The organism is Chitinivorax sp. PXF-14 (assembly GCF_040812015.1).
Lineage (GTDB): Bacteria > Pseudomonadota > Gammaproteobacteria > Burkholderiales > SCOH01 > JBFNXJ01.
In genome coordinates, this window is the sequence record NZ_JBFNXJ010000025.1 from 1 (window position 1) to 21,180 (window position 21,180).

General features: G+C 62.8%; 18 protein-coding genes. 11 read left to right on the forward strand and 7 right to left on the reverse strand.

The genetic code is table 11. The features are described 5' to 3' along the window. Positions 1–148: 148 nt before the first annotated feature. The 4 genes from ABWL39_RS20115 to ABWL39_RS20130 are packed head-to-tail and all read right to left on the reverse strand — an operon-like array spanning position 149 to position 5,763. Positions 149–643 carry a GAF domain-containing protein gene (locus ABWL39_RS20115; RefSeq protein WP_367795796.1) on the reverse strand — a complete coding sequence of 165 codons (495 nt, stop codon included), beginning with the start codon at positions 641–643 and terminating at the stop codon, positions 149–151. Further along, positions 631–3,738, reverse strand: coding sequence for an efflux RND transporter permease subunit (locus tag ABWL39_RS20120; RefSeq protein ID WP_367795799.1), 3,108 nt, complete (start codon positions 3,736–3,738; stop codon positions 631–633). Before ABWL39_RS20120 ends, ABWL39_RS20115 begins: the two co-directional genes overlap by 13 nt. 16 nt (positions 3,739–3,754) lie before the next feature. Beyond that, a complete protein-coding gene (locus ABWL39_RS20125; RefSeq protein WP_367795802.1) occupies positions 3,755–4,888 on the reverse strand; it encodes an efflux RND transporter periplasmic adaptor subunit in 1,134 nt (377 codons plus the stop codon). 44 nt (positions 4,889–4,932) lie between these two features. Next, complete coding sequence (locus tag ABWL39_RS20130) at positions 4,933–5,763, reverse strand: TetR/AcrR family transcriptional regulator (RefSeq protein ID WP_367795804.1); 831 nt, start codon at positions 5,761–5,763, stop codon at positions 4,933–4,935. A 226-nt stretch (positions 5,764–5,989) separates the two neighbouring features. Between ABWL39_RS20130 and ABWL39_RS20135 the strand changes: the two genes are divergently transcribed. From ABWL39_RS20135 to htpG, 6 genes are all read left to right on the forward strand, one after another. After that, complete coding sequence (locus tag ABWL39_RS20135) at positions 5,990–7,600, forward strand: methyl-accepting chemotaxis protein (protein WP_367795806.1); 1,611 nt, start codon at positions 5,990–5,992, stop codon at positions 7,598–7,600. A 145-nt stretch (positions 7,601–7,745) separates the two neighbouring features. Continuing rightward, a complete protein-coding gene (locus ABWL39_RS20140; RefSeq protein WP_367795808.1) occupies positions 7,746–9,032 on the forward strand; it encodes a porin in 1,287 nt (428 codons plus the stop codon). A 27-nt stretch (positions 9,033–9,059) separates the two neighbouring features. Next, positions 9,060–9,476, forward strand: a complete 417-nt coding sequence (locus tag ABWL39_RS20145) for a phosphate ABC transporter substrate-binding protein (protein ID WP_367795810.1) — start codon at positions 9,060–9,062, stop codon at positions 9,474–9,476. 117 nt (positions 9,477–9,593) lie between these two features. Then, the gene (locus ABWL39_RS20150) at positions 9,594–11,069 is read left to right on the forward strand and encodes a hypothetical protein (RefSeq protein WP_367795812.1); all 1,476 of its coding nucleotides are present in this window, start codon (positions 9,594–9,596) and stop codon (positions 11,067–11,069) included. A gap of 15 nt (positions 11,070–11,084) precedes the next feature. Beyond that, positions 11,085–11,513 carry a phosphate ABC transporter substrate-binding protein gene (locus ABWL39_RS20155; RefSeq protein ID WP_367795814.1) on the forward strand — a complete coding sequence of 143 codons (429 nt, stop codon included), beginning with the start codon at positions 11,085–11,087 and terminating at the stop codon, positions 11,511–11,513. A gap of 432 nt (positions 11,514–11,945) precedes the next feature. Beyond that, on the forward strand, positions 11,946–13,850 hold the full coding sequence (htpG, locus tag ABWL39_RS20160) for a molecular chaperone HtpG (RefSeq protein WP_367795816.1): 1,905 nt from the start codon (positions 11,946–11,948) through the stop codon (positions 13,848–13,850). Between the two features lie 95 nt (positions 13,851–13,945). On the opposite strand, the gene ABWL39_RS20165 is transcribed toward htpG, so the two are convergent. Together ABWL39_RS20165 and ABWL39_RS20170 are read right to left on the reverse strand one after the other, a co-directional pair. Then, complete coding sequence (locus ABWL39_RS20165; RefSeq protein WP_367795818.1) at positions 13,946–14,377, reverse strand: cupin domain-containing protein; 432 nt, start codon at positions 14,375–14,377, stop codon at positions 13,946–13,948. Positions 14,378–14,380: 3 nt separating this feature from the next. After that, complete coding sequence (locus tag ABWL39_RS20170) at positions 14,381–14,818, reverse strand: carboxymuconolactone decarboxylase family protein (RefSeq protein WP_367795870.1); 438 nt, start codon at positions 14,816–14,818, stop codon at positions 14,381–14,383. 121 nt (positions 14,819–14,939) lie between these two features. Here ABWL39_RS20170 and ABWL39_RS20175 point away from each other — a divergent pair, with 121 nt between their 5' ends. The 4 genes from ABWL39_RS20175 to ABWL39_RS20190 all read left to right on the forward strand — a co-directional run bounded on the left by ABWL39_RS20175 (position 14,940) and on the right by ABWL39_RS20190 (position 19,920). Further along, a complete protein-coding gene (locus ABWL39_RS20175; protein WP_367795820.1) occupies positions 14,940–16,373 on the forward strand; it encodes a PLP-dependent aminotransferase family protein in 1,434 nt (477 codons plus the stop codon). Between the two features lie 316 nt (positions 16,374–16,689). Beyond that, the gene (locus ABWL39_RS20180; protein ID WP_367795822.1) at positions 16,690–18,885 is read left to right on the forward strand and encodes a TonB-dependent receptor plug domain-containing protein; all 2,196 of its coding nucleotides are present in this window, start codon (positions 16,690–16,692) and stop codon (positions 18,883–18,885) included. Between the two features lie 155 nt (positions 18,886–19,040). Beyond that, complete coding sequence (locus ABWL39_RS20185; protein WP_367795824.1) at positions 19,041–19,532, forward strand: YfbM family protein; 492 nt, start codon at positions 19,041–19,043, stop codon at positions 19,530–19,532. A 67-nt stretch (positions 19,533–19,599) separates the two neighbouring features. Then, positions 19,600–19,920 (forward strand): hypothetical protein, encoded by a 321-nt coding sequence (locus ABWL39_RS20190; protein WP_367795826.1) that lies wholly within the window; start codon positions 19,600–19,602, stop codon positions 19,918–19,920. Between the two features lie 37 nt (positions 19,921–19,957). On the opposite strand, the gene ABWL39_RS20195 is transcribed toward ABWL39_RS20190, so the two are convergent. After that, entirely contained in the window at positions 19,958–20,203 is a 246-nt protein-coding gene (locus ABWL39_RS20195; protein WP_367795828.1) for a hypothetical protein, read from the reverse strand. A 215-nt stretch (positions 20,204–20,418) separates the two neighbouring features. On the opposite strand from ABWL39_RS20195, the gene ABWL39_RS20200 reads away from it, so the two are divergent. After that, positions 20,419–20,997 (forward strand): GNAT family N-acetyltransferase, encoded by a 579-nt coding sequence (locus tag ABWL39_RS20200; protein ID WP_367795830.1) that lies wholly within the window; start codon positions 20,419–20,421, stop codon positions 20,995–20,997. The last annotated feature ends 183 nt before the right edge of the window (positions 20,998–21,180 follow it).

A 21,180-nucleotide genomic window follows, 5' to 3' on the forward strand; every position in this document is an offset into this window, starting at 1 on the left:
ATTTCGGTGAAAAACCTATAGAAATTTGATATCCGATTGATTTTATTGAAATGTATTTTCTCACAGCGGTATCACATCACCCTTCCCTGGTTTACGTGGCAATAAAAAACCAGCCCGGAAGGCTGGTTCTTGACGGCATATTTCAATTTCAATGCTTGGGAAAGCCCGTTGACGCGACATATATAGCTAACAACGCCTGCAAACCGAGTGCATCTTCACTATTGAAGCGGCCATGCACCGGACTATCGATGTCAAACACGCCCAGCAGGCGACCTTCCACTACGATGGGGAGCACGATTTCCGCCCTGGATGCGCTATCGCAAGCAATATGGCCGGGGAAGGCATGAACGTCGGGAACCACGATCGTCTCTCGCTGTTGCGCAGCCGCGCCGCACACACCGCACCCCAGTGCGATGCGCACGCAGGCAACCTTGCCCTGGAACGGGCCGAGCACCAGTTCTTGCCCGTCAAACAGATAGAAGCCGGCCCAGTTCAGCTCGGGCAATACTTGATAGATGAAAGCGGAGAACTGTGCGCTGTTGGCGATGAAATCCCGTTCATTCCCGAGCAGGCTGTTGAGCTGCTTGGCGAGGGAGTCGTAATCTACCTGTGCGGCAGAAGCAGCGCCATTTACTTCGAACATGCTTCTTCTCCAATAGGCTGTGGTGGCCTTGTCGAGGAGAGCTTGGCCTTGAACCAGTTCCCCAATGTATCAAGATAGGTAAAGACCACGGGCACCACCACCAGGGTCAGCAGCGTGGATGCCAGGACGCCGCCGATCACCGCGTTGGCCATCGACGCATACCCATCTCCCATATCCTTGCTCACGGCAACTGGCAGCATGCCCAGCACCATGGCCCCGGTCGTCATCAAGATGGGGCGCAGGCGGATACGCCCAGCGGCAACGATTGCGTCGTGGCGCGACATTCCTTCTTCCATCGACTGCTTGGTGAAGTCGATGAGCAGAATGGCGTTCTTGGTGACGAGCCCCATCAACATGATGATGCCGATCATGGACATGATGTTGAGCGTGCTCCCTGTCAGGAACAAGCCCAGGGCCACGCCGATCAGTGCCAGCGGCAACGAGCTCATGATGGCGAACGGTTGCAGGAAGCTGCGGAACTGCGTGGCCAGGATGCCATAGATGAACAGGATGGCCAGCGCCATGGCCTTGCCAGCATGGCCTGCGGATTCCTGCATCGCCTGCGCGTCGCCACGGGTCTCGAGCTTGTAGCCAACCGGCATCTTGACCTTCTTGAGCCCGGCTTGCATCTCACCGACGATGTCACCCAGGGGGCGCCCTTCGACTCCCGCGAGGATAGTGACTTCACGCGACAACGAACTACGCTTGATCTGTGTTTGCGCAGCGCTTTGCTTGAGGTCGGCCACCTGGCCGAGCTCGATCATCCACGGTCGACCGTTCTCGGTGCGCACCGCGAGCGGTAACCGGGCCATATCCAGGGGGCTTGCGCGCATGCTGTCGGGCACCTTGACGTTAACGTCATAGTTTTCGCCATCCGGCGCCTGCCAGATGCTGACAGCCTGGCCTGCCATCAATGGCCGCAGCAACGCGCCGATACGCCCGGGGTTCAGGCCGAGGTCCTGCGCTTCCTCACGTTTGACATCGACCAGCAGGACAGGCTTCTTGTCATCCAGACTACTCTTGATGTCGACCACGCCTTGAATGCCGTGCAGCATGGTGGTGACCTCATCGGACAAGCGCTTCAACTCGTCCAGATCGCCGCCCTGGATCGACAGGTAGAGCGGCATATTGCCGCCGCCGGCAGCCTTGATACCGCCGATCTTGGCCAGCCGCTCGCGCAGGGATTTGCGCAGTGCCTTGTGGTCGACGCTGCGCTCCTTTTTGGGTGTCAGTGTGATCGATGCGCTCAACAAGTTGCGGGAAGACCAGGGCCCGCCGTTGACGGAGATATAAGTACGCTTGACCTCCGGGTACTCGGCCATGGCGGCGGCAATCTGCTGTGCCTTGGCGCGCGAATACTCGAGCGAGGAGCCGACCGGCGTCTCGAATTCCATATACAAGGAGTCGGTATCGTCGTCCGGAACAAACTCGCCCCCCACCTTGCCAAGAATCGCAATGGCCAGCACAAAGCTGCCGAGCGCAATGGCCAGTGTTGTCTTGCGCCAGCTCAGGGACCAGTGGATGGCGCGTTCATAGAAGTCGGTCAGGGCATCGAGGCGGCGCTCGAACCAATTCAGCAGGCGCCCGAGCGGGCCCCCAATGGCATGGCCATGCCCCCCGGTCGGGTCATACCACACGCTGGACAGCATCGGGTCCAGGGTGAAGCTGACCAGCATCGAGATCAGCACCGCGGCGGAGACCGTCACGCCGAACTGGAAGAAGAAGCGGCCGATCACCCCGCCCATGAAAGCGACGGGCAGGAATACCGCGACGATCGTCAGCGTCGTGCCGAGCACCGCCATGCCAATTTCTTCGGTGCCATCGAGCGCTGCACGAATCGGCCCCTTGCCCATGGCGGCGTGGCGCGAGATGTTCTCGCGCACGACGATCGCGTCGTCGATCAACAGTCCGATGCACAAGGACATGGCAATCATCGTCAAGCTGTTGATGGTGAAGCCAAATGCCTGCAGCGCAAAGAATGCGCCAATCAGGGATACCGGCAAGGTCAGCCCGGTAATCACCGTGCTGCGCCAGGACCCGAGGAACAGCAGCACGATCACCACGGTCAGCAGGGCCCCCTCGATCAGCGTGCGCTTGACGTCTGCCAGCATGGTCTTGATGGCATCGGTGGAGTCACTCAGCACGGCCACCTGCACATCGGCAGGCAGGCGCTCGCGTAACGCATCCATTGCCTGACGAATATTGTCGGACAGCTCGACGACATTGGTGCCGGTTGACTTGCGGATATCGATCGATACCGCCGGCTTGCCGTTCACGAGCGCAACCGACTCCATATCATGCTGGCCATCTTCGATCTCGGCCACCTGATCGAGCCGGATCGACGTGCCGCTGCGGCTGGAGACGATCAAGCCGCGGAACTGGCCGGCATCCTTGAGGCGTGCCCGTATCTGCACCAGCTTGTCGCCGGCGCCGACCGTCACCGTGCCGAGCGGATACTCGATGTTTTCTTCGCGAATCGTGTTGACGACATCCTCAACCGAGACCCCCATCGCCTTCATGCGCTCGGGGTTCAGCAGGATGCGCACCTCGCGCTCGACGCCACCAACGACCTCGACCTTACCGACACCGGGGATGGACTGCAGCTTCTTCTGCACCACCTGCTTGGCAAGCATGGTGACCTCGCGTTGCGAGCGGGCGGGCGAGGTCACCGAGAGCGAGATCACCGGCTGGTCGTCCGGGTTCTGCAGCTCGACTGTTGGCTCCTTGACGCCATCCCTCAAGGTCGGGCGCACCAATGCCACCTTGTCTCGCACCTGCTGCAAGGCCCAGTCCGCCTTGACGTCAAGATTGAACTCGACGATCAGCAGCGACACGCCTTCAAACGAACGCGAGCGCAACAGCTTGATGCCGGAAATGCCGTTGACGGATTCCTCGATGGGCCGCGACACATCGTTTTCGACGATTTCCGGCGAGGCGCCCGGATAGTTGGCCTGCACGATGACGGCTGGCAACGACACATCGGGCATGTTCTCGATGCGCAGCTGGAAATAGGCGAACAAGCCCAAAACGGCGAGTGCCGCCATCAGCATGGTGGCGAAAACGGGATTCTTTACGCTGATTCTGGTCAACCACATGATGTCAGCCCCCGCTCTACCGTGCGCCAGCCGGCATTTTCACACTGATGCCCTGGGCAGTGTCCGCCAGGCGCGCCAACACGACGGTTTCCCCGGGCTGGATGCCCTTCAGCACCTCGACCTTGCCTGAGCGTTCGTCGAACAGCCCAAGGGAGACGTCACGCTTGGCAAGCCGGCCATGCTGAACCAGCCAGACCTTGTTCTGGCCGCGCTCATCGACGACCGCCGCACGTGGAATCGTCAACGCACGCGGGTTCTCGTCCAGCAGCAGCTCCCCACGGGCAAACAGGCCCGTTCTCAGCAGCTGGCCGGCATTCTGCACGCGGATATAGACAGGCACCGAACGAGTGCCCGCCTGGGCACTTGGATTGATACGGTCGACGCGGCCGTCATAAGGCTGGCTGTCATAGCCATCCACCTTCAGCTTGACGACCTGCCCTACCTTGACATGGGCAATGTCGGCTGCCGGCACGGCGGCGACGAATTCCAGCACGGACAAATCAACGATGCCAAACAGCCTGGCGTTCGCCACGACCTGTTGCCCCGGCTGCACCTCCCGTGCCGAAACGAAGCCCGCCATGGGCGCACGAATGATGTTGTCGCCCAAGGACTTCCGCGCCAGCTCAACTTGTGCAAGCCGCGCTTTCAACTCGGCACGCTTGACCGCCGAGCTGTTCTCCACACGGTCGAATGCCTCTTGCGAAATGAAACCCTGCCTGAGCAGCGACTCGTTTTGCAGGCGGTTCTTCTCCGCAAGATCGAGTTCCGCCTTGAGACTCTCCCAGTTCGCCACGCGCTCGTTCAGCCGCTGGCGGGCTTCCACATCATCGAGCACGGCCAGGACCTGGCCTTTCTCGACGCGATCTCCCTCGCGCACATTGACCGACGATGCCTTACCGGCGACTTCGGACGACACAGTGGTTTCCTGTACGGCCTGCAGGCTGCCGCTCAACATCAATGTGCGGCGAAACGCCCCCATTTCCGCGAGCGCCACATCAGCCGCCGCCAGCTCGATCTGGCTTGGGCGCTCGGCCTGCTTGTCATGCGCCGACGGAGTGGCTGGCTGCTGTTTGCCGAGCAACAACACGCTTCCGCCAGCCAGGCCAAGCGCGACGAGCACGCTCAGCACAAATTTGGACTTCTTTGCCATGTGACATCTCTCCTATGATCGGCGGCCGGATCACGGCTGCTGGGTCAGGCTGTTTTCGATTTCTTATTGGCATCCTCGTGGGATGCCTGCACGCTTTTCCGCTGGGCATCAGGCGCCAAGCCGTGCCAGACAACGTCAATCAGTTTTGGCAGCAAATTGCCGATATCGAGGCCCTCCGGGTCAACCAGATTGGCCAGCATCAAGCCGTCGAGCAGCGCACTCCAGAACACCGCGACGACCTTGCCATCAAGCTCTGGTGCGGTCTGGCCCGTCTTTTTCAGGATGGCGGTCGCTTTTTCCGATACGGCATAGCCTTCCCGGTAGACCCTGGCCAATCGCTCGCGCGTCTCCGGGTCGCGGGCCTGTGTCATGAATTCGAGAAACAGTTGCGGCCAATCGGGGTCGACGGTCCCTTCCTGCCAGACGTTTTCAACCAGTTGTGTCAGCCCCTGCTTCTTGTCCTCTGCAGCGACTGCCGCCTGCATCAGCAACGGCAAGGAATCGACCGAGCGCTTGAAGCGGACATCGAGCAAGGCAAAAAATAAATCTGCCTTGCTCGAGAAATTCCAGTAGATCGCTCCCTTGGTCAGCCCCGCTTCGGCTGCAACGGCATCCAGCGACGCCCCTCCATAGCCCTTCTGTGCGAATACCTTGCCGGCCGCCGCCAGAATCTTGGAACGGGTATCGAACCCACCATCCCCGCTATCGGCCAGCAGCGCCGCAAACGACTCGCGCGGGCCGAGTACGCGCCGCACGGTCTGCCAGGGCACCCCCGCGCCAGCAGCCACATCGCCATAGCCGATCTGATCCAGCGAGCGCTCAGCAGCAAGCGTCCGCAGCACGCCGAGCAGCAGGGAAGACAATTGTGCGGGCATTGTTTTACCTCAATAACATACCGATCGGGATGGTATTAACATACCAACAGGTATGTCAACTAACACGACTGCGGTGGAAAATATAAGAGTAAGTACTCAGATTAAGTTGAATGGCTATTTCCGAATCTGCTAATATTCACATCAAGACCTTGACTAGGCTTGCTCCGCCGCCTACACCAAATAGAAACGCGCCAAACAACGGGATCTCAACTCAGGTGTTGTTCATATGAAGCTACTGTCGAAGCTGCCGCTCCTTCAAAAGATTTTGCTTGCTCCACTGATTGGCGCACTGTGTTTCGTGCTCTATCTTGCTTACAACTTCAACGTGTCCAGCGAGAACAACACTCGCGTCGAGACCATTCGCGACGTGCTGTTTCCTACGCTTGAAGCTGCAAATAACAATGTCTCGCTGCTCGACAGCATCATCGGCACCCTGAACGCCGCAGTGGCGTCAGGCGAAAAGGATGCACTCGGCGGTGCCGACGAACTGGCGACGAAGGTTCGCGCCAATCTCGACAAGATCAAGAAGGCCGATCACGACCACGCCTCCGAAGCCGCCCAGCTGGCCACCGAATTCGAGGGCTATTACGGTGCGGCCAAGGCGCTGTCCGCCGGCATGCTGTCCGGCCAGGCGCCCAATCAGGACACGATCAAGGGGATGGGCGCCAAGCTCGACTCCTACCGCAATCACCTCAACAAATTCCGCGATACCAGCTACAAGCGCTTCACGATAACCGTGGACGACACCTCCAAGTCTTCCAACCAGGCGCTGGTAGTCGGTTTCATTGGCGCGGCGGTGGCAGTGGCAACCTCCATCATCCTGAGCCTGTTCGTGTCGTTCTCGATCAAGCGCAATGTCGACAATGTCGTGACCTCGCTCAAGGATATCGCGCAGGGTGAGGGCGACTTGCGCCGCCGCATCCCGCAGCAGTCGTCCGATGAGATCGGCGAACTGGTGAAGTGGTTCAACAGCTTTGTCGACAAGCTGCATGGCGACATCCGGCAACTCGTTGAGTCGGTGCGGACACTTGGCGACATGACCGGCGAAATGGCAGACATTGTCGAAAAGACCGATACCTGCATCACCGAGGAAAAACGTGTCATCAGCCAAGTGGCCGGACAGATCGATGGCATGGGCCTGCAGATCGAGCAGGTGGCAAGCAGCGCCGCATCGGCGTCGTCTGCCGCCAACGAGGCCGACAGCGCCGCAGGCAGCGGCTTGGCCAATATCCGCACCACCATCGACCGCATCAACGACCTTGCGAGCCGTGTCAACGATGCATCGTTCACGCTGCAAAAGCTGGAACAGGACAGCCAGCAGATCAACGTCGTGGTCGACGTGATCAAGGATATTTCGACCCAGACCAACCTGCTTGCACTCAATGCGGCGATCGAAGCCGCACGTGCCGGCGAGCATGGGCGCGGTTTTGCGGTGGTTGCCGACGAGGTCCGCTCGATGGCGGTACGCACGCAGGAATCGACAGCCAAGATCTTCCAGATCGTGAATCAACTGCAGCAAACCACCACCTCGGTCGTCGACGTGATCATGAACAGCCAGCGCGAGGCGGAAAAAACCGTGGAACAGGTAACCGGCTCGGGCGAAACGCTGCAGGCAATCTCGACCAAGGTCGGCACCATCAGCAATATGAACCAGACCATCGCGGCGTCGACGGACGAGCAACAGCGCGCGTCCAACGACATCAGCCAGCAGATGGCCAATCTCCATCGCATTTCTGGCACCACGGCAGAACAGGGCGAAAAGTTGGCGCACATCAGCACCAACATCAAGACACTGACGGCAAATCTGAAAGAGATTGCCGAGCATTTCAAAACATAACAATCACTGCTGCAACGGGGCCCACAAGACCCCATCCGCAGCGCGTGCAAATCGCAGTCCCACTGGTAACACAATAACAACGAGCCCATCAGGGCACGATGGTGGCTTATTGCCCACCACTGAAACGATTCAACGGAGGTCTCACATGAACCGAAATCTAATTGCTGCCGCAGTCGGCTCAGCCTTGCTGATGCTGCCACTGCTCTCGCACGCGGAGGACAGCTCCACGTCCTTCAAGCTGCGTGGCTTTGGTACCGTGGGCGTCACTCATAGCAGCCAGGACCAAGCCGATTACCGCAACAGCCTGTTCCAGCCATCGGGCGCCGGCCACACCCGTGCTTGGGATCTCGGCCTGGACACCCGGCTTGGCCTGCAAGGGGACCTGACGCTCAACGACAAACTGTCCGCCGTTGTCCAGCTGATTTCCGAGCGCAACTACGACAAGACGTTCAAGCCCAACGTTGAATGGGCAAACTTCAAATACCAGGTCACTCCGGATCTATCGGTCCGCGGCGGTCGCGTTGCGCTGCCCATGTTCATGCTGTCCGAATACCGCAAGGTTGGTTACGCCAACCCTTGGGTCAGAACGCCGGTGGAAGTGTATGCACAGATCCCGTTCTCGTCCCTCAATGGTATCGACGTCAACTACCGTCTGAACGTGGGCGACCTCGCCACCTCGCTGCAGGCCACCGCCGGCAAGACCCAGGCCAAGCTGCCTTCCGATCGTGGTGTCAACGAGGTGGATGGCTCCAACACCGCTGCGTTCAACGCGCTGTTTGAATATGGCCCCGCCAGCGTGCGCCTGGGCTATGCACGCAGCAAGGTCGACTACACCGGCACGGCGCCGGACACCATCTTCGGCGGCTTCCGCGCCGTAGCCAACAATCCGCTGCTGCCTGGCCTCTACCGTGGCCAGGCGCAGGAGATCCTCGACCAGTACGAGGCACACGACAAGCTGGGCACCTTTGCCGGGATCGGCGTGATGATCGATCCGGGCAGCTGGTTCGTTCAGGGTGAATACACCAAACGCAAGGTCGACTCCTTCCTCTCCGATACCACGGGCTACTACGTCACCGGCGGCGCACGCATTGGCAAATTCACGCCATACGCCAGCTATTCGCGCCTGAAGGCGGACAGCGAGACCAGCGCCCAGGGCGTCGGTACTGCCGGCCTGCCCGCATCGGTAGCAGCGACCATCGGCGCGCTCAACGGCGGCCTCAATGCGATGCTGTCCAACGCCGCCTATGCCCAGAAGGATGTCGCGCTGGGCGTGCGCTACGACTTCATGAAGAACGTCGATGTCAAGCTGCAGTGGGACCGCCTCAAGGTTGATGGCGCACCCTACGGCAACACGCTGATCAATGTCCAGCAAGGCTTCAACAGCAACGACAAGATCGACCTGTTCAGCCTCGCCGTTGACTTCGTGTTCTAAGAGGAGGGATGGAAAATGACTAGCAAAATGATCCGTACCACCCTCGCGACACTGGTTCTGCTCCTGGGCACCCAGGCGGCACAGGCTGAAATTGCGGTTGTGGTCAGTGCCAAGAGCGCTGTCGGCAACCTGAGTGCCGACCAGGTCTCGCAGATTTTCCTGGGCAAGTCGAACAACTTCCCCGGTGGCGGCCAGGCCACGCCGATCGATCAGGCGGAAGGTGCGGCAACCCGCGAAGAGTTCTATACCAAGGTCACCGGCAAGTCGGCGGCGCAGGTCAAGGCGTATTGGTCCAAGCTGATTTTTACCGGCAAGGGCCAGCCACCCAAGGAAGTATCGGGTGACGGCGCAGTGAAGAAAGCGCTTGCCGAAAATCCCGGCGCCATCGGCTACATCGAAAAGAGCTCGGTGGATGGCAGCGTCAAGGTTGTGCTGACCCAGTAAGACATGCGCAGTGCGGGGTGGCGCTCACCCCGCACCGCAGCTTGCGGCACCGTACGGCAAGCATGTCGTGGCAGACACGGCCAGCCGGTTTGCGGAGTCATAACAAGGAGGAGCCACATGAAACAGAAACTACTTACCATTGCAGTCAGCGCGGCGCTGCTGCAGCTGCCATCGCTTGCCGCCGCTGATGACGGCAATCCAACCTTCAAGTTGAGAGGGTTTGGCACGTTGGCGGTGGTGCACACCAACCAGGACCAGACTGATTATCGCAATGGCCTCAAGCAGCCCACAGGCGCGGGCTATTCCCATGACTGGGACCCAGGCGTCGACAGCCGCCTCGGCCTGCAGGGTGATCTGGCACTGACCGACAAGCTGGCTGCCGTCGTGCAACTGGTGTCGGAACGCCAGTATGACAAGACCTTCGCGCCGTCGGTCGAATGGGCAAACGTCAAGTACAACATCACGCCCGATCTCAGCATTCGCGGCGGACGCATGGCACTGCCGGTGTTCATGCTGTCGGATTCGCGCAAGGTTGGTTACACCTACCCATGGGTCAGGACTCCGGTCGAGACCTACTTCCAGGTGGCCTTTACCAGCCTGAACGGTGGCGACCTGATGTACCGGGCCAATTTCGGCGACGCCAGCGCATCGATCCAGACCTATTACGGCAGCGCCAAGGACAAGATCCCTTCCTCGCTCGGCATCAACGAAGCCAAGGCCAAGAATACCGCCGGCGTCAACGGCACCTTCGAGTATGGCGCCCTGAGCTTCCGTGCGGGCTATGTGCGCACCAAGCTCGACTATGTCGGCGACACGCTGAACCAGTTGTTCAACGGCTATCGCAGCCTCAACACCAATGCGACGGCGCTTGCCGCAGGCGCTACCCGCATCGCCGCCGGTGCAGCCGCAGCAGCGGCAGCACCCACGACACCTGCCGGACTGGTGCCGGCATTGCAGGCTACGGCAAGCAGCGCACAAGCAGCTGCGGCATCGGCCGGTGCCATGGCCAGCAGCGCACAAGGCGTGATCGACGACCTCGAAGCGAAGGATAAGGATGCGACCTTCTCCGGCATCGGCGCGACCTACGACCCGGGCAACTGGTTCGTTCAAGGTGAATTCACCCAGCGCAAGACCAAGTCCTTCGTGGCAGACACCACGGGCTGGTACCTCTCGGGCGGCATGCGTATCGGCAAGTTCACGCCTTTCGCCACCTACTCGCGCCTGAAGACGGATAGCGAGATCCACGTATCCGGCGCGTCGGCCGCGACCAGCATCACGCAGCTGCCTGTCTCCGTCCCGCCGCTATCGGGCGCCATTGACGGCTACAACGCCAGCGCGGCACAGATCAATGCCGGTGCGAACGGAGCCAATGCCGGCGTAAACAACCTGCTTTACGCTGCGTCCTATGCACAGAAGGACATCGGCCTGGGGCTTCGCTATGACTTCATGAAGAACGTCGATCTCAAGATGCAGTGGGATCGCGTGAGCTTCGACAACAACGGTGCAGGCAACACCTTCACCGAGCAGCAACCCGGATTCGACGCCGGCAAGAAAGTCAACGTCTTCAGTCTTGCTGTTGACTTTGTGTTCTAAGTGGAGGGATGGCAAATGAAAACTAAAATTATCCGTACCGCCCTCATCGGCTTTGCCCTTGCAATGGGAGCGCAGGCAGCGCAGGCGGAAATCGCCGTGATCGTCAGCGCCAAGAGCCCCGTGGGCAACCTGAGCGGCGACCAGGTGTCGCAGATCTTCCTCGGAAAATCGAACAACTTCCCAGGTGGCGGCCCGGCAATCCCGGTCGACCAGGCGGAAGGCTCGGCGGCTCGCGAAGACTTCTATACCAAGGTGACCGGCAAGTCGGCAGCACAGGTCAAGGCCTACTGGTCCAAGCTGATCTTCACCGGCAAGGGCCAGCCACCGAAGGAAGTCGGCGGCGACAAGGACGTCAAGAAGCTGATTGCAGACAACCCCAATATGGTCGGCTATATCGAAAAGGGGGCGGTTGACGGCAGCGTGAAAGTCATTCTGAGCCAATAACCAAAACTGCAGTTGCAAGGCTTGGCGGGCAGCTTCGGCTGCCCGTTTTTCATGGTGCCGCCATCATCATGCCGGGCCGGAGAGACCATGACTCGACAAAGCCGACAAATGCCCGCACTTTCGGGGGCTGCAGCTGGCGGAATGGAAAGATGACGTACAACGGCGTGTGTGGCAGCGCATACTGCGCCAACAGCCGCACCAGCCGCCCGGCCGCGCCATCAGGCCCGACGACTAGTAAGGCCGCCCTGCCACGCCGCTTCAGGCCAGCACCATGGGGTGGACCAACGGATACCCACGCGACACAGCCGGCGCCCTGCGCCACCTCGTTTGGGCAGCAATCCCTCGCCACCAGGGCAGACCGCTCTTGTAATTTGCCGTCGCCGCCCCCAATTTGGGACCATTCCGCAACACACCACACGGAGTGATCCCGAGATGACCACCACCAATAAAGAAACACTCGGCTTCCAGGCCGAAGTCAAACAACTGCTGCAGCTGATGATCCACTCCTTGTACTCGAACAAGGAGATCTTCCTGCGTGAACTGGTTTCCAACGCATCCGACGCCTGCGACAAGCTGCGCTTCGAGGCAATGAGCGACAGCGCGCTGTTCGAAACCGACGCCGAGCTGAAGATCCGCGTCAGCTACGACAAGGACGCGCGCACCGTCACGATCAGCGACAACGGCATCGGCATGAACCGCCAGGAAGTCGTCGACCACATCGGCACGATCGCCAAATCCGGCACGCGCGCCTTCTTCGAGAACCTGACCGGCGACTCGAAAAAGGACGCCAACCTGATCGGCCAGTTCGGCGTCGGCTTCTATTCGTCCTTCATCATCGCCGACCGCGTCACGCTGATCACCCGCCGCGCCGGTCTCACCGCCGAGCACGGCGTGAAGTGGGAATCGGGTGGTGAAGGCGACTTCACCATCGAGAACGTCGACAAGCCCGGCCGCGGTACCGAGGTGACCCTGCACCTGCGCGAGGGCGAGGATGAATTCCTCAACGACTGGCGCCTCAAGGGCATCCTGCGCAAGTATTCCGACCACATCACGCTGCCCATCCTGATGCAGAAGGAAGCCGGCTACGACAAGGACGGCAACATCACGCCGGCAGAGGGCGAGGAAACCGTCAACCAGGCATCGGCACTGTGGACCCGCTCGAAGAACGACATCAACGAGGAGCAGTACAAGGAGTTCTACAAGCACGTCGCCCATGACTTCGACGAGCCGCTGGCCTGGAGCCACGCCCGCGTAGAGGGCCGGCAGGAATACACCGAGCTGCTGTACGTGCCCAAGCGCGCGCCGTTCGACATGTGGGACCGCGAGCGCCGCCATGGCGTGAAGCTCTACGTGCGCCGCGTGTTCATCATGGAAGACGCCGACAAGCTGCTGCCGCACTACCTGCGCTTCGTGCGCGGTGTGATTGACAGCGCCGACCTGCCGCTCAACGTGTCGCGTGAAATCCTGCAGGGCAGCAAGGACATCGACGCCATCCGTGCCGGCTGCACCAAGAAGGTTCTCGATCTGTTGGGCCAATTGGCCGAAAACGAGCAGGACAAGTTCACCACCTTCTGGAGCGAATTCGGCACCGTGCTCAAGGAAGGCATCGGCGAAGACCAATCGAACAAGGAAAAGATCGCCAAGCTATGCCGCTTCGCCTCGACGCAGGCCGACACCGACGCGCAGGTGGTCAGCCTCGACGAGTACATCGGCCGCATGAAGGAAGGCCAGGACAAGATCTATTACATCACCGGCGACAGCTTCGCCGCGGCGAAGAACAGCCCGCACCTCGAAGTCTTCCGCAAGAAGGGCGTCGAAGTGCTGCTGCTGTCCGACCGCGTCGACGAGTGGCTGGTATCGAACCTGTTCGACTACGACGGCAAGTCGCTGCAATCGGTCGCCAAGGGCGATCTCGACCTGGGCTCACTCGAAAACGAGAGCGAGAAGGAAGAGCAGAAGAAGGCCGCTGACGACTACAAGGACCTGACCGACAAGATTCAGGCCGCGCTGGGCGAGCGCGTGAAGGAAGTGCGCATCACCCACCGCCTGACCGAATCGGCATCGTGCCTCGTGGTCGAGGAACACGCAATGAGCGGCCACCTGGAGCGCCTGCTGAAGCAAGCCGGCCAGAAGATCGACAGCGTCAAGCCGACGCTGGAGATCAATCCCAGCCACATGATCGTGCAGAAGCTCAAGGCCGAGCAGAACGGCGAGCGCTTCGCCGACTGGAGCCACATCCTGCTCGACCAGGCGCAGCTCGCCGAGGGCGGCCAACTCGAAGACCCGGCGGCCTTCGTCAAGCGGCTCAATGGCCTGATGCTGGCCATGTCGGCCTGATCCGGTCGGGTAGACCCGGTCAGGTCAAGCTGATCGAATCTGCCTGAGCGGCAGCGCCAACACGACAACGCCACCGCAACCGGTGGCGTTGTCGTTTATTGCGGCGCATCGTCGGCGGGCAGAGGCTGGCGCCGCGCCTCGCCGGGCTCGGACAGCAGCCAGGCGACCAGCCTCGCCGGCTTGTCCGCGCTGGCATTGCGCGACAGCAGATGGGCCGCGCCGGGCGGCTCGTACCAGAACTGGCCGGCGCGGTAGTGGCGTGGCGGCTGTCCGCCCAGTTGCGACACCACCTCGCCCTCGACCACGTAGGCGAGCACCGATCCCGGATGCCGGTGCGGCGCCGAGACCTGCCCCGGCGCATAGCCGACGCTGATCAGCGTCGCGAGCTTGGGCGGCGCATCGGGCAACGGCTGCACCGTCAGCACCTCGACGCTTTCGCCCGTCGCCGCCGCTTCGTGCGCACCAGCAGCGCCACACGTCAGCGCCAGCGCCGCCAGGCACAGCAAGAATTCACGCCGGATCGCCATGGCTTACTCCGGCAGCTTGCGCGACGCCGCCACCAGGCGGTTCCAGCCGTTGATCGCGTTGACCGCCATGGTCAGATCGACGACCTCCTTGTCGCTGAAATGCTGGCGCAATTCCTCGTACAGCGCGTCGGTCGCATGCGATTGGGCGATCAACGTCATCGCCTCGGCCCAGGCCAGCACGGCACGTTCGCGCGCATCGAAGAAAGGCGTCATGCGCCAGACGGCGACGGCGTGCAGGCGGCGCTCGCTCTCACCGATCTTGCGGGCTTCCGTCACATGCATGTCGACGCAGAAACCGCAGCCGTTGATCTGCGAGCAGCGCAGCTTGATCAGCTCGATGAGGCGCTTGTCCAGGCCACATTGTGAGAGATAGGCCTCCAGGCCCAGCATGGCTTTGACAGCGGCCGGGCCGGTTTCATACAGGTCGAATCGAGGGGTCATCATGGCTCCAGGGATGAGGTTGCGATCAATACCGACAAAAATCGCCGTTTTCAGACAAGCCAACGATAATGCGCAAAGTGGCGCGAGAAAATAGCCAATTCATCGACACTCAAGGAGACCAATGGATCTGCACCTGCACTTCGACGGCGAGCGTGACCTGGTCGGCCAGCTCTACCGCCAGCTGCGCGACGCCATCCTGAGCCAGCGCCTGCAGGCCGGCGCGCAATTGCCGCCGAGCCGGCTGCTGGCGCAGCAGTTCCAGGTATCGCGCAAGACCGTGACCGAGGCCTACGACCGGCTGCGCAGCAAGGGCCTGCTGCATGGCAAGGCGGGCGCCGGCACCTTCGTCAGCGATCTGGCGCGGCGTCAGGCCGATGGCCGCCCTGGCGCCAGGTCCGCCGCCATCGTGCCGCTCGCACGCTGGACCACCGTGGATACACCGCTGCTGGGCGCGCCGGCACAGGCCTCGCGCTATGACTTTCGCGGCGGCCAACCCGACCGGCCGCCGGCGCTGTCCGATGCCTGGCGCCAGTGCGTGGCCGATGCGCTGCGGCGGCCCAGCCACATGGGTGCGATACCGCCGGAAGGCCTGCCCGCACTGCGCGAACTGATCGCGCGGCAGCTCGCGGCAACGCGGGCAGTCATCTGCGAGGCGGCGGACATCATGGTCACCCACGGCGCGCAGCAAGCGATCGACCTGATCGGCCGCGTGATGATCGAGCCCGGCGCGGTGGTGGCGATGGAAGACCCGGGCTATCCGCCCGCGCGTGCCGCCTTCCTGTCGCACGGCGCCCGCCTGGTCGGCGTGCCGGTCGATGACGAAGGGCTGTGCGTCGAGCAATTGCCGGACGACGCCCGGCTGGTGTACGTCACGCCCTCGCACCAGTTCCCGCTCGGCATGCCGATGAGCCTGCCGCGCCGCCTTGCCCTGCTCGAATGGGCGGCGGCGCGCGGCGCGGTGATCATCGAGGACGATTACGACTGCGAATTCCGTTATCAGGGGCGCCCGCTCGAATCGCTGCAGAACCTCGATCGCGCCGGGCTGGTGGCCTATGTGGGCAGCTTCTCCAAGACCCTATTCCCCGAGCTGCGCCTGGGCTATCTGGTGATGCCGCCAGGCCTGCGCCTGGCGCTGTGCAAGGCCAAGCACCTGTCCGACTGGTACACCTACCCGCTGGGGCAGGAGGCGCTGGTGCGCTTTCTGCGCGACGGCGCGCTTGCCAGGCACATGCGGCGCAGCCACAAGCGCTACGCGGTACGGCGCGAGCGGCTGCTGGCCAGGCTGGATGGCGATCTGGGACACTGGCTGCAGCCCATCGTGCCGATGGCCGGCTTTCACCTCACGGCCTGGTTGCGGCAGCCGATCGACACGGCGGCGCTCGGCTATCAGGCCCGGCTGATGGACCTCGGCATCTACCCGCTCGCACCGTTCTACCACGCCCAGCCGGCGCGGGCCGGGCTGATGTTCGGCTTTGGCGCGCTGGACCTGGCCGAGCTCGACGAAGGCCTGAACCGGCTGCGCGACCTGCTCGCCGGCTGGCCTGCAAGCGCCTAGCGGCGGGCCTCCCGGCGATGCTGCAAGGCCCGCCGGTATTGGCCCGCAGCCGTGCCGGCAGCGCGGACCACGGGCAGTGACAATGACTGGCCGGGCTCACCGCACGGTCGAAGCATGGCGACGCAACACCTGTCGTGCATGGCGGGCCTGATACCCGCCCGGCAGCGCAGGATGGCTGCCTATATGGCAGCCGCCTCGCCTCATAACGAGAACAACAATCAATATCATACAATTGTAAAAGTTCGCGAATACCGCTCAACAAGCGTAACCATCGCAGTACGATCAGCGCCCAGACTACTTCGCGCCGCAAATCGACATGCCATCCCGCTCCCTGTCCCGCCACTGCCTGACACTCGCCCCGCTGCTCGGTGGCTATCTGATCGCCACCCCCTGCCTCGCCGCCGACGAGGCCACGGACACCCCGCCCAAGCTGGAGACGATCCAGGTCACCGGCAGCCGCCTGCGCGCGATCGACGACCGGCGCGACGCCACCGCCGCCAAGCAGATCTACGACAAGGAAGAGCTCGAACGCTTCGGCGAGAGCACGGTCGGCGCCATCCTGCGCCGCCTGCCCGGCGTCACCTATTCTGGCAACCCGGGCCGGCCGAGCGAGATCAAGATGCGCGGCATGGGCGGCGGCTATACGCAGATCCTCATCGACGGCGAGCGCGTGCCGCCGCGCCAGGGCCGCACCGTGTCGCTGGACATGATCCCGGTCGACATGATCGAGCGCATCGAGGTGATCCGCGCGCCGGTGGCCGAGTACAGCGCACAGGCCGTGGCCGGCACGATCAACATCGTGCTCAACGAAGACGCGCGCAAGAAAAGCCGGGGCCTGCGCGCCGTGCTCAATCTCGAACATGGCCACGCTTACCCGCAGCTATCGGGCCAGCTTGGCGACCGCGCAGGCAGCCTGTCCTGGCAGCTGTCGGGGGCGGTACTGGCGCGCGGGCAGGATAGCCTGAGCCAACGCCAGAGCGAGGAACGCGCGGCCGACGGCACGCTGCTGGCCGACTCGCAGTCGCAGAGCCACCGCCGGGGCCACACCGACGAGCTCAACCTGTCGCCGCGCCTGACCTGGCGCGTGGACGAGGCCGATACGCTGATGCTGCAGCCCTTCATCGTGAAAAGCCGCGGCAGCACCGACGGCAATATCGAGCAGAGCCAGACTGCCGGCCCCGCCCTGCCCTATGCCACGGCCGCCGAGCGCACCGAACGCGACACCACCCAGGCGCGCATGATGGCAAGCTGGAACCACCGGCTGGGCCAGGGCGAAAAACTGCTGCTGCGCGTGTCGGGCAATACCAGCCAGGGTGACGACGACACCCGCCGCGACGAGCGCGACGCTGCTGGCGCCCTGCTGCGCCACGTAGAGGAAAGCCAGCGCATGCGCGACCACGGCCTGCAGGCCTCGCTCAAATGGTCGCGCCCGCTGTTCGACACGCACCTCGTTTCAACCGGCCTCGAAGGCGGCCAGAGCCGCCGCAGCGAGCACAGCACCCAGCTCGAGAACGGCGTCGCCACCGGCAATGCCGACGGCGACCAGTTCGATGCCCGCGAGCGACGCAGCGCGCTGTATGTGCAGGACGAGTGGGACATCGACGAACGGCGCGCGCTGAACCTCGGCCTGCGCTGGGAGCAACTGCAGCAGTCGGCCGACACCGGCGAGCAGCGCCACGACAACCGCCTGTCGGTGCTGAGCCCGTCGCTGCACGGCGTGTGGCGTTTTGGCGACGGCAACCGGCAGCAGTTGCGCGCCAGCCTTGCGCGCAGCTACAAGGCCCCAGGGCTCGGCGACCTGAGCCCGCGCATCTCCACCAACAGCAACAACGGCCCGACCCGCCCCGACCGCACCGGCAACCCCGATCTCAAGCCCGAGCTGGCCTGGGGCACCGAGCTCGGCGTCGAAAGCTATTTCGCCGACAACAGCGTGATCGGCGCCAACCTGTTCTGGCGCAGGATAGACGAGCTGATCCGACGCCAGACCAGCCTCCAAGACGGCCGCTGGGTGTCGCGCCCGCTCAACCTGTCGAACGCACGCACCGCCGGCATCGAGCTCGACAGCAAGTTCCGCCTGAGCCAGCTCGTCGATGGCGCGCCCGAGATCGATTTCCGCGCCAATTACAGCCGTTTCGTGTCGAAAGTCGCCGACATCGACGGCCCCGACAACCGGCTCGACGACCAGCCGGACCAGGTGCTCAACCTCGGCGCCGACTACCGCCTGCCCGGCCTGCCCCTCAGCGTCGGCAGCAACTTCAACTGGACGCCGGGCTACAACGTGCGCCCGGCCAATAACCAGTTGAACCGCATCGATGCCAAGCGTGTGCTCGACCTGTTCGCCACCTGGACCATCGACCGCGGCACGCGGCTGCGCCTCACGCTGGGCAATGTGCTCGCCAACAGCATGGATGGCGCCACGCGCTATGTGCTCGACAACGGCGTGATCCGCACCGACCTGAGCGAGGACAGCGCCTACCGCAGCGCCAGCCTGGCGCTGGAAATGAAGCTCTGACGCCATCCGGGGCCGCTGTGCCGCAAATATATTTACCCAAGGGCCTGGGCCGCCGCCATAATCGTCGCCAGCCCCCGCCGGCACGGTCGAATAGGGACAAATAGGACCGTCAGCGTGCCGCCGGGCCATTTATTGAAGATGCAAGAGGAGCCCCCATGAGCATGATCTCCGCGTGGAGAATCGCCACCGACGAGCAGATCGCAGCACTGCTGCACGAGCCGGCGCTGATCGAGGACCTGCTCGACGACGGCAGTTCGGACGAAATCGACCTGGACAAGGCCTGGCACGGTATCCACTACCTGCTGACGGGCACCGCCTGGGGCGGCAGCGAGCCACTCAACTACATCATCGAGGGTGGCCGCACCGTCGGTGACATCGAAATCGGCTACGGCCCGGCCCGCGTGCTCGACAGCGCACAGGTGCGGGCCTTCGGACAGGCCCTGGCGGGTGTCACGCACGAGCAGTTGCGCGCGGCCTACCAGCCGACGGCGATGGCCAGGGCCGAGGTCTACCCGAATATCTGGGATCGGGCCGACGAGTCGCCCGACGAAGCCCTCGATTACCTGCTGGCCTATTTCGATGAGCTCCGCGCCTATGTGATCCAGGCCAGCGACAGCGGCAAGGGCTTGATCACTTACATCTGCTGAGCTAATCAGAGATTGGCGCCGCCATCGTGGCGGCGCGACACCCCGAGTCACCCGCCGGAGAGCCGCCATGCGTTCGCCTCCCAAGATCATGCTTGCCTGGGTCATGGCCGTGGCCGTGCCGGTTGCCGCCGGCGTGGTGCTGACCGGCTTTCTGACGCTGGCGCCCTACGACATGATGGTCGAGCTGGTACGCAGCCATTTCCCGGCCATCGTCGGCCTGCCGGTCGCGGCGGTGTTTGCAGTGTTTCTGGTCGTGGTGCTGCAGCAGACCTCGGGGCCGGTGAAATTCGAGGGGCTCGGCTTCCGCTTTGAGGGCACCTCGGGGCAGGTCGTGCTGTGGGTGTTCACCTTCCTGTCGATCGCAGGCGCCATCAAGCTGCTCTGGTAGGCGCCGGCTCCGCCCATTTGGCGACGCCGGCGCGGGTTTACAGGCTGAATTCGCGGAATTTGTCGCCGAAGGTCTGGTGGACGTCGATCACGACATATTGCTCGCCACTGCTGTCTGCCACCTGATGCACGATCGCGTCGGCGTCGATCTCGCCGCGATAGGTGCCGTCACCCTGCATGGGCGTGAAACTGACCTGTACCTCGCGTTCATCGGGAAAGGCGCTCAGAACGGCCTTCAGGTCGCCAACGGTGCGGATCGAGCGAAAAGTTGCAGGACGTGCCATGGTAGATCTCCTTTGCGTCAGAGGTAGGGCAGACAAGGGAATCGAATCGTGACGGACATCGTTGCTGCAAGCGCCGTTGCGGCTGGCGCGACCTGCCGGGGGCAGGCAGCCCGATCGCGACAAGCTGGTCGAGCCGTCGATTGCTGCACTGCAGCATCGAACAATTTCATTGTGTCGATTTTTATGGGCTGCGACAAGCATAAAATGACAGCTTCATGAATTGCCCCGCAAAGGCCGAATCCTCCATGCCCACCACCTTACGTCTTGCCACACCGGCCGATGCCCAGGCCATCGCCGCACTGGTCAACCGCGCCTATCGGCCAGCCACGCAGCAGCGCGGCTGGACCCACGAAGCCGACTGGGTGGCAGGCGAGCGCATCTCCAGCGAGCAGGTCGCGGCGCTCGATGGGCCTCGCTCATGCGTGCTGCTGCTGTGCCGAGGGCCGGCCATCGCCGCTTGCGTGCATATCGAGGCGGATGGCGACTGCAGCTACATCGGCATGCTCGCGAGCGAGCCCGGGCAGCAAGGGCAAGGGCTGGGCAAGCGCATGCTGGCGGCAGCCGAGGCGCATGCGGCGGAACACTTCGCGGCGCACTCGTTTCGCATGGTCGTGCTGTCGGCGCGCGCGGAGCTCATCGCATTCTACGAGCGCCGCGGCTACCGGCGTACCGGCCAGCTTGAGCCCTACCCCGTAGCGGCCGGCGTGGGCAGCCCCAGACAGGCTGGGCTGACGATCGAGACGCTGATCAAGCCGGCGAGCCACGGCCCCGACATGGCGCCCGCCATCACCTGAGCTCCCGGCACGGCCACACGCGGGCGCCGCCACGGGCGATTACGCAGAACGGCATGCATGCTGCCGGCGGCCTTGTCCAGCATGGCATCGCGACGCTACCAGCGGCACGGGTGGCAACTTGACTGGGTGGATGAGGGGGCGGACATGACAGTGTCGCCATCTTCGACACTCGTCATCCTCAAC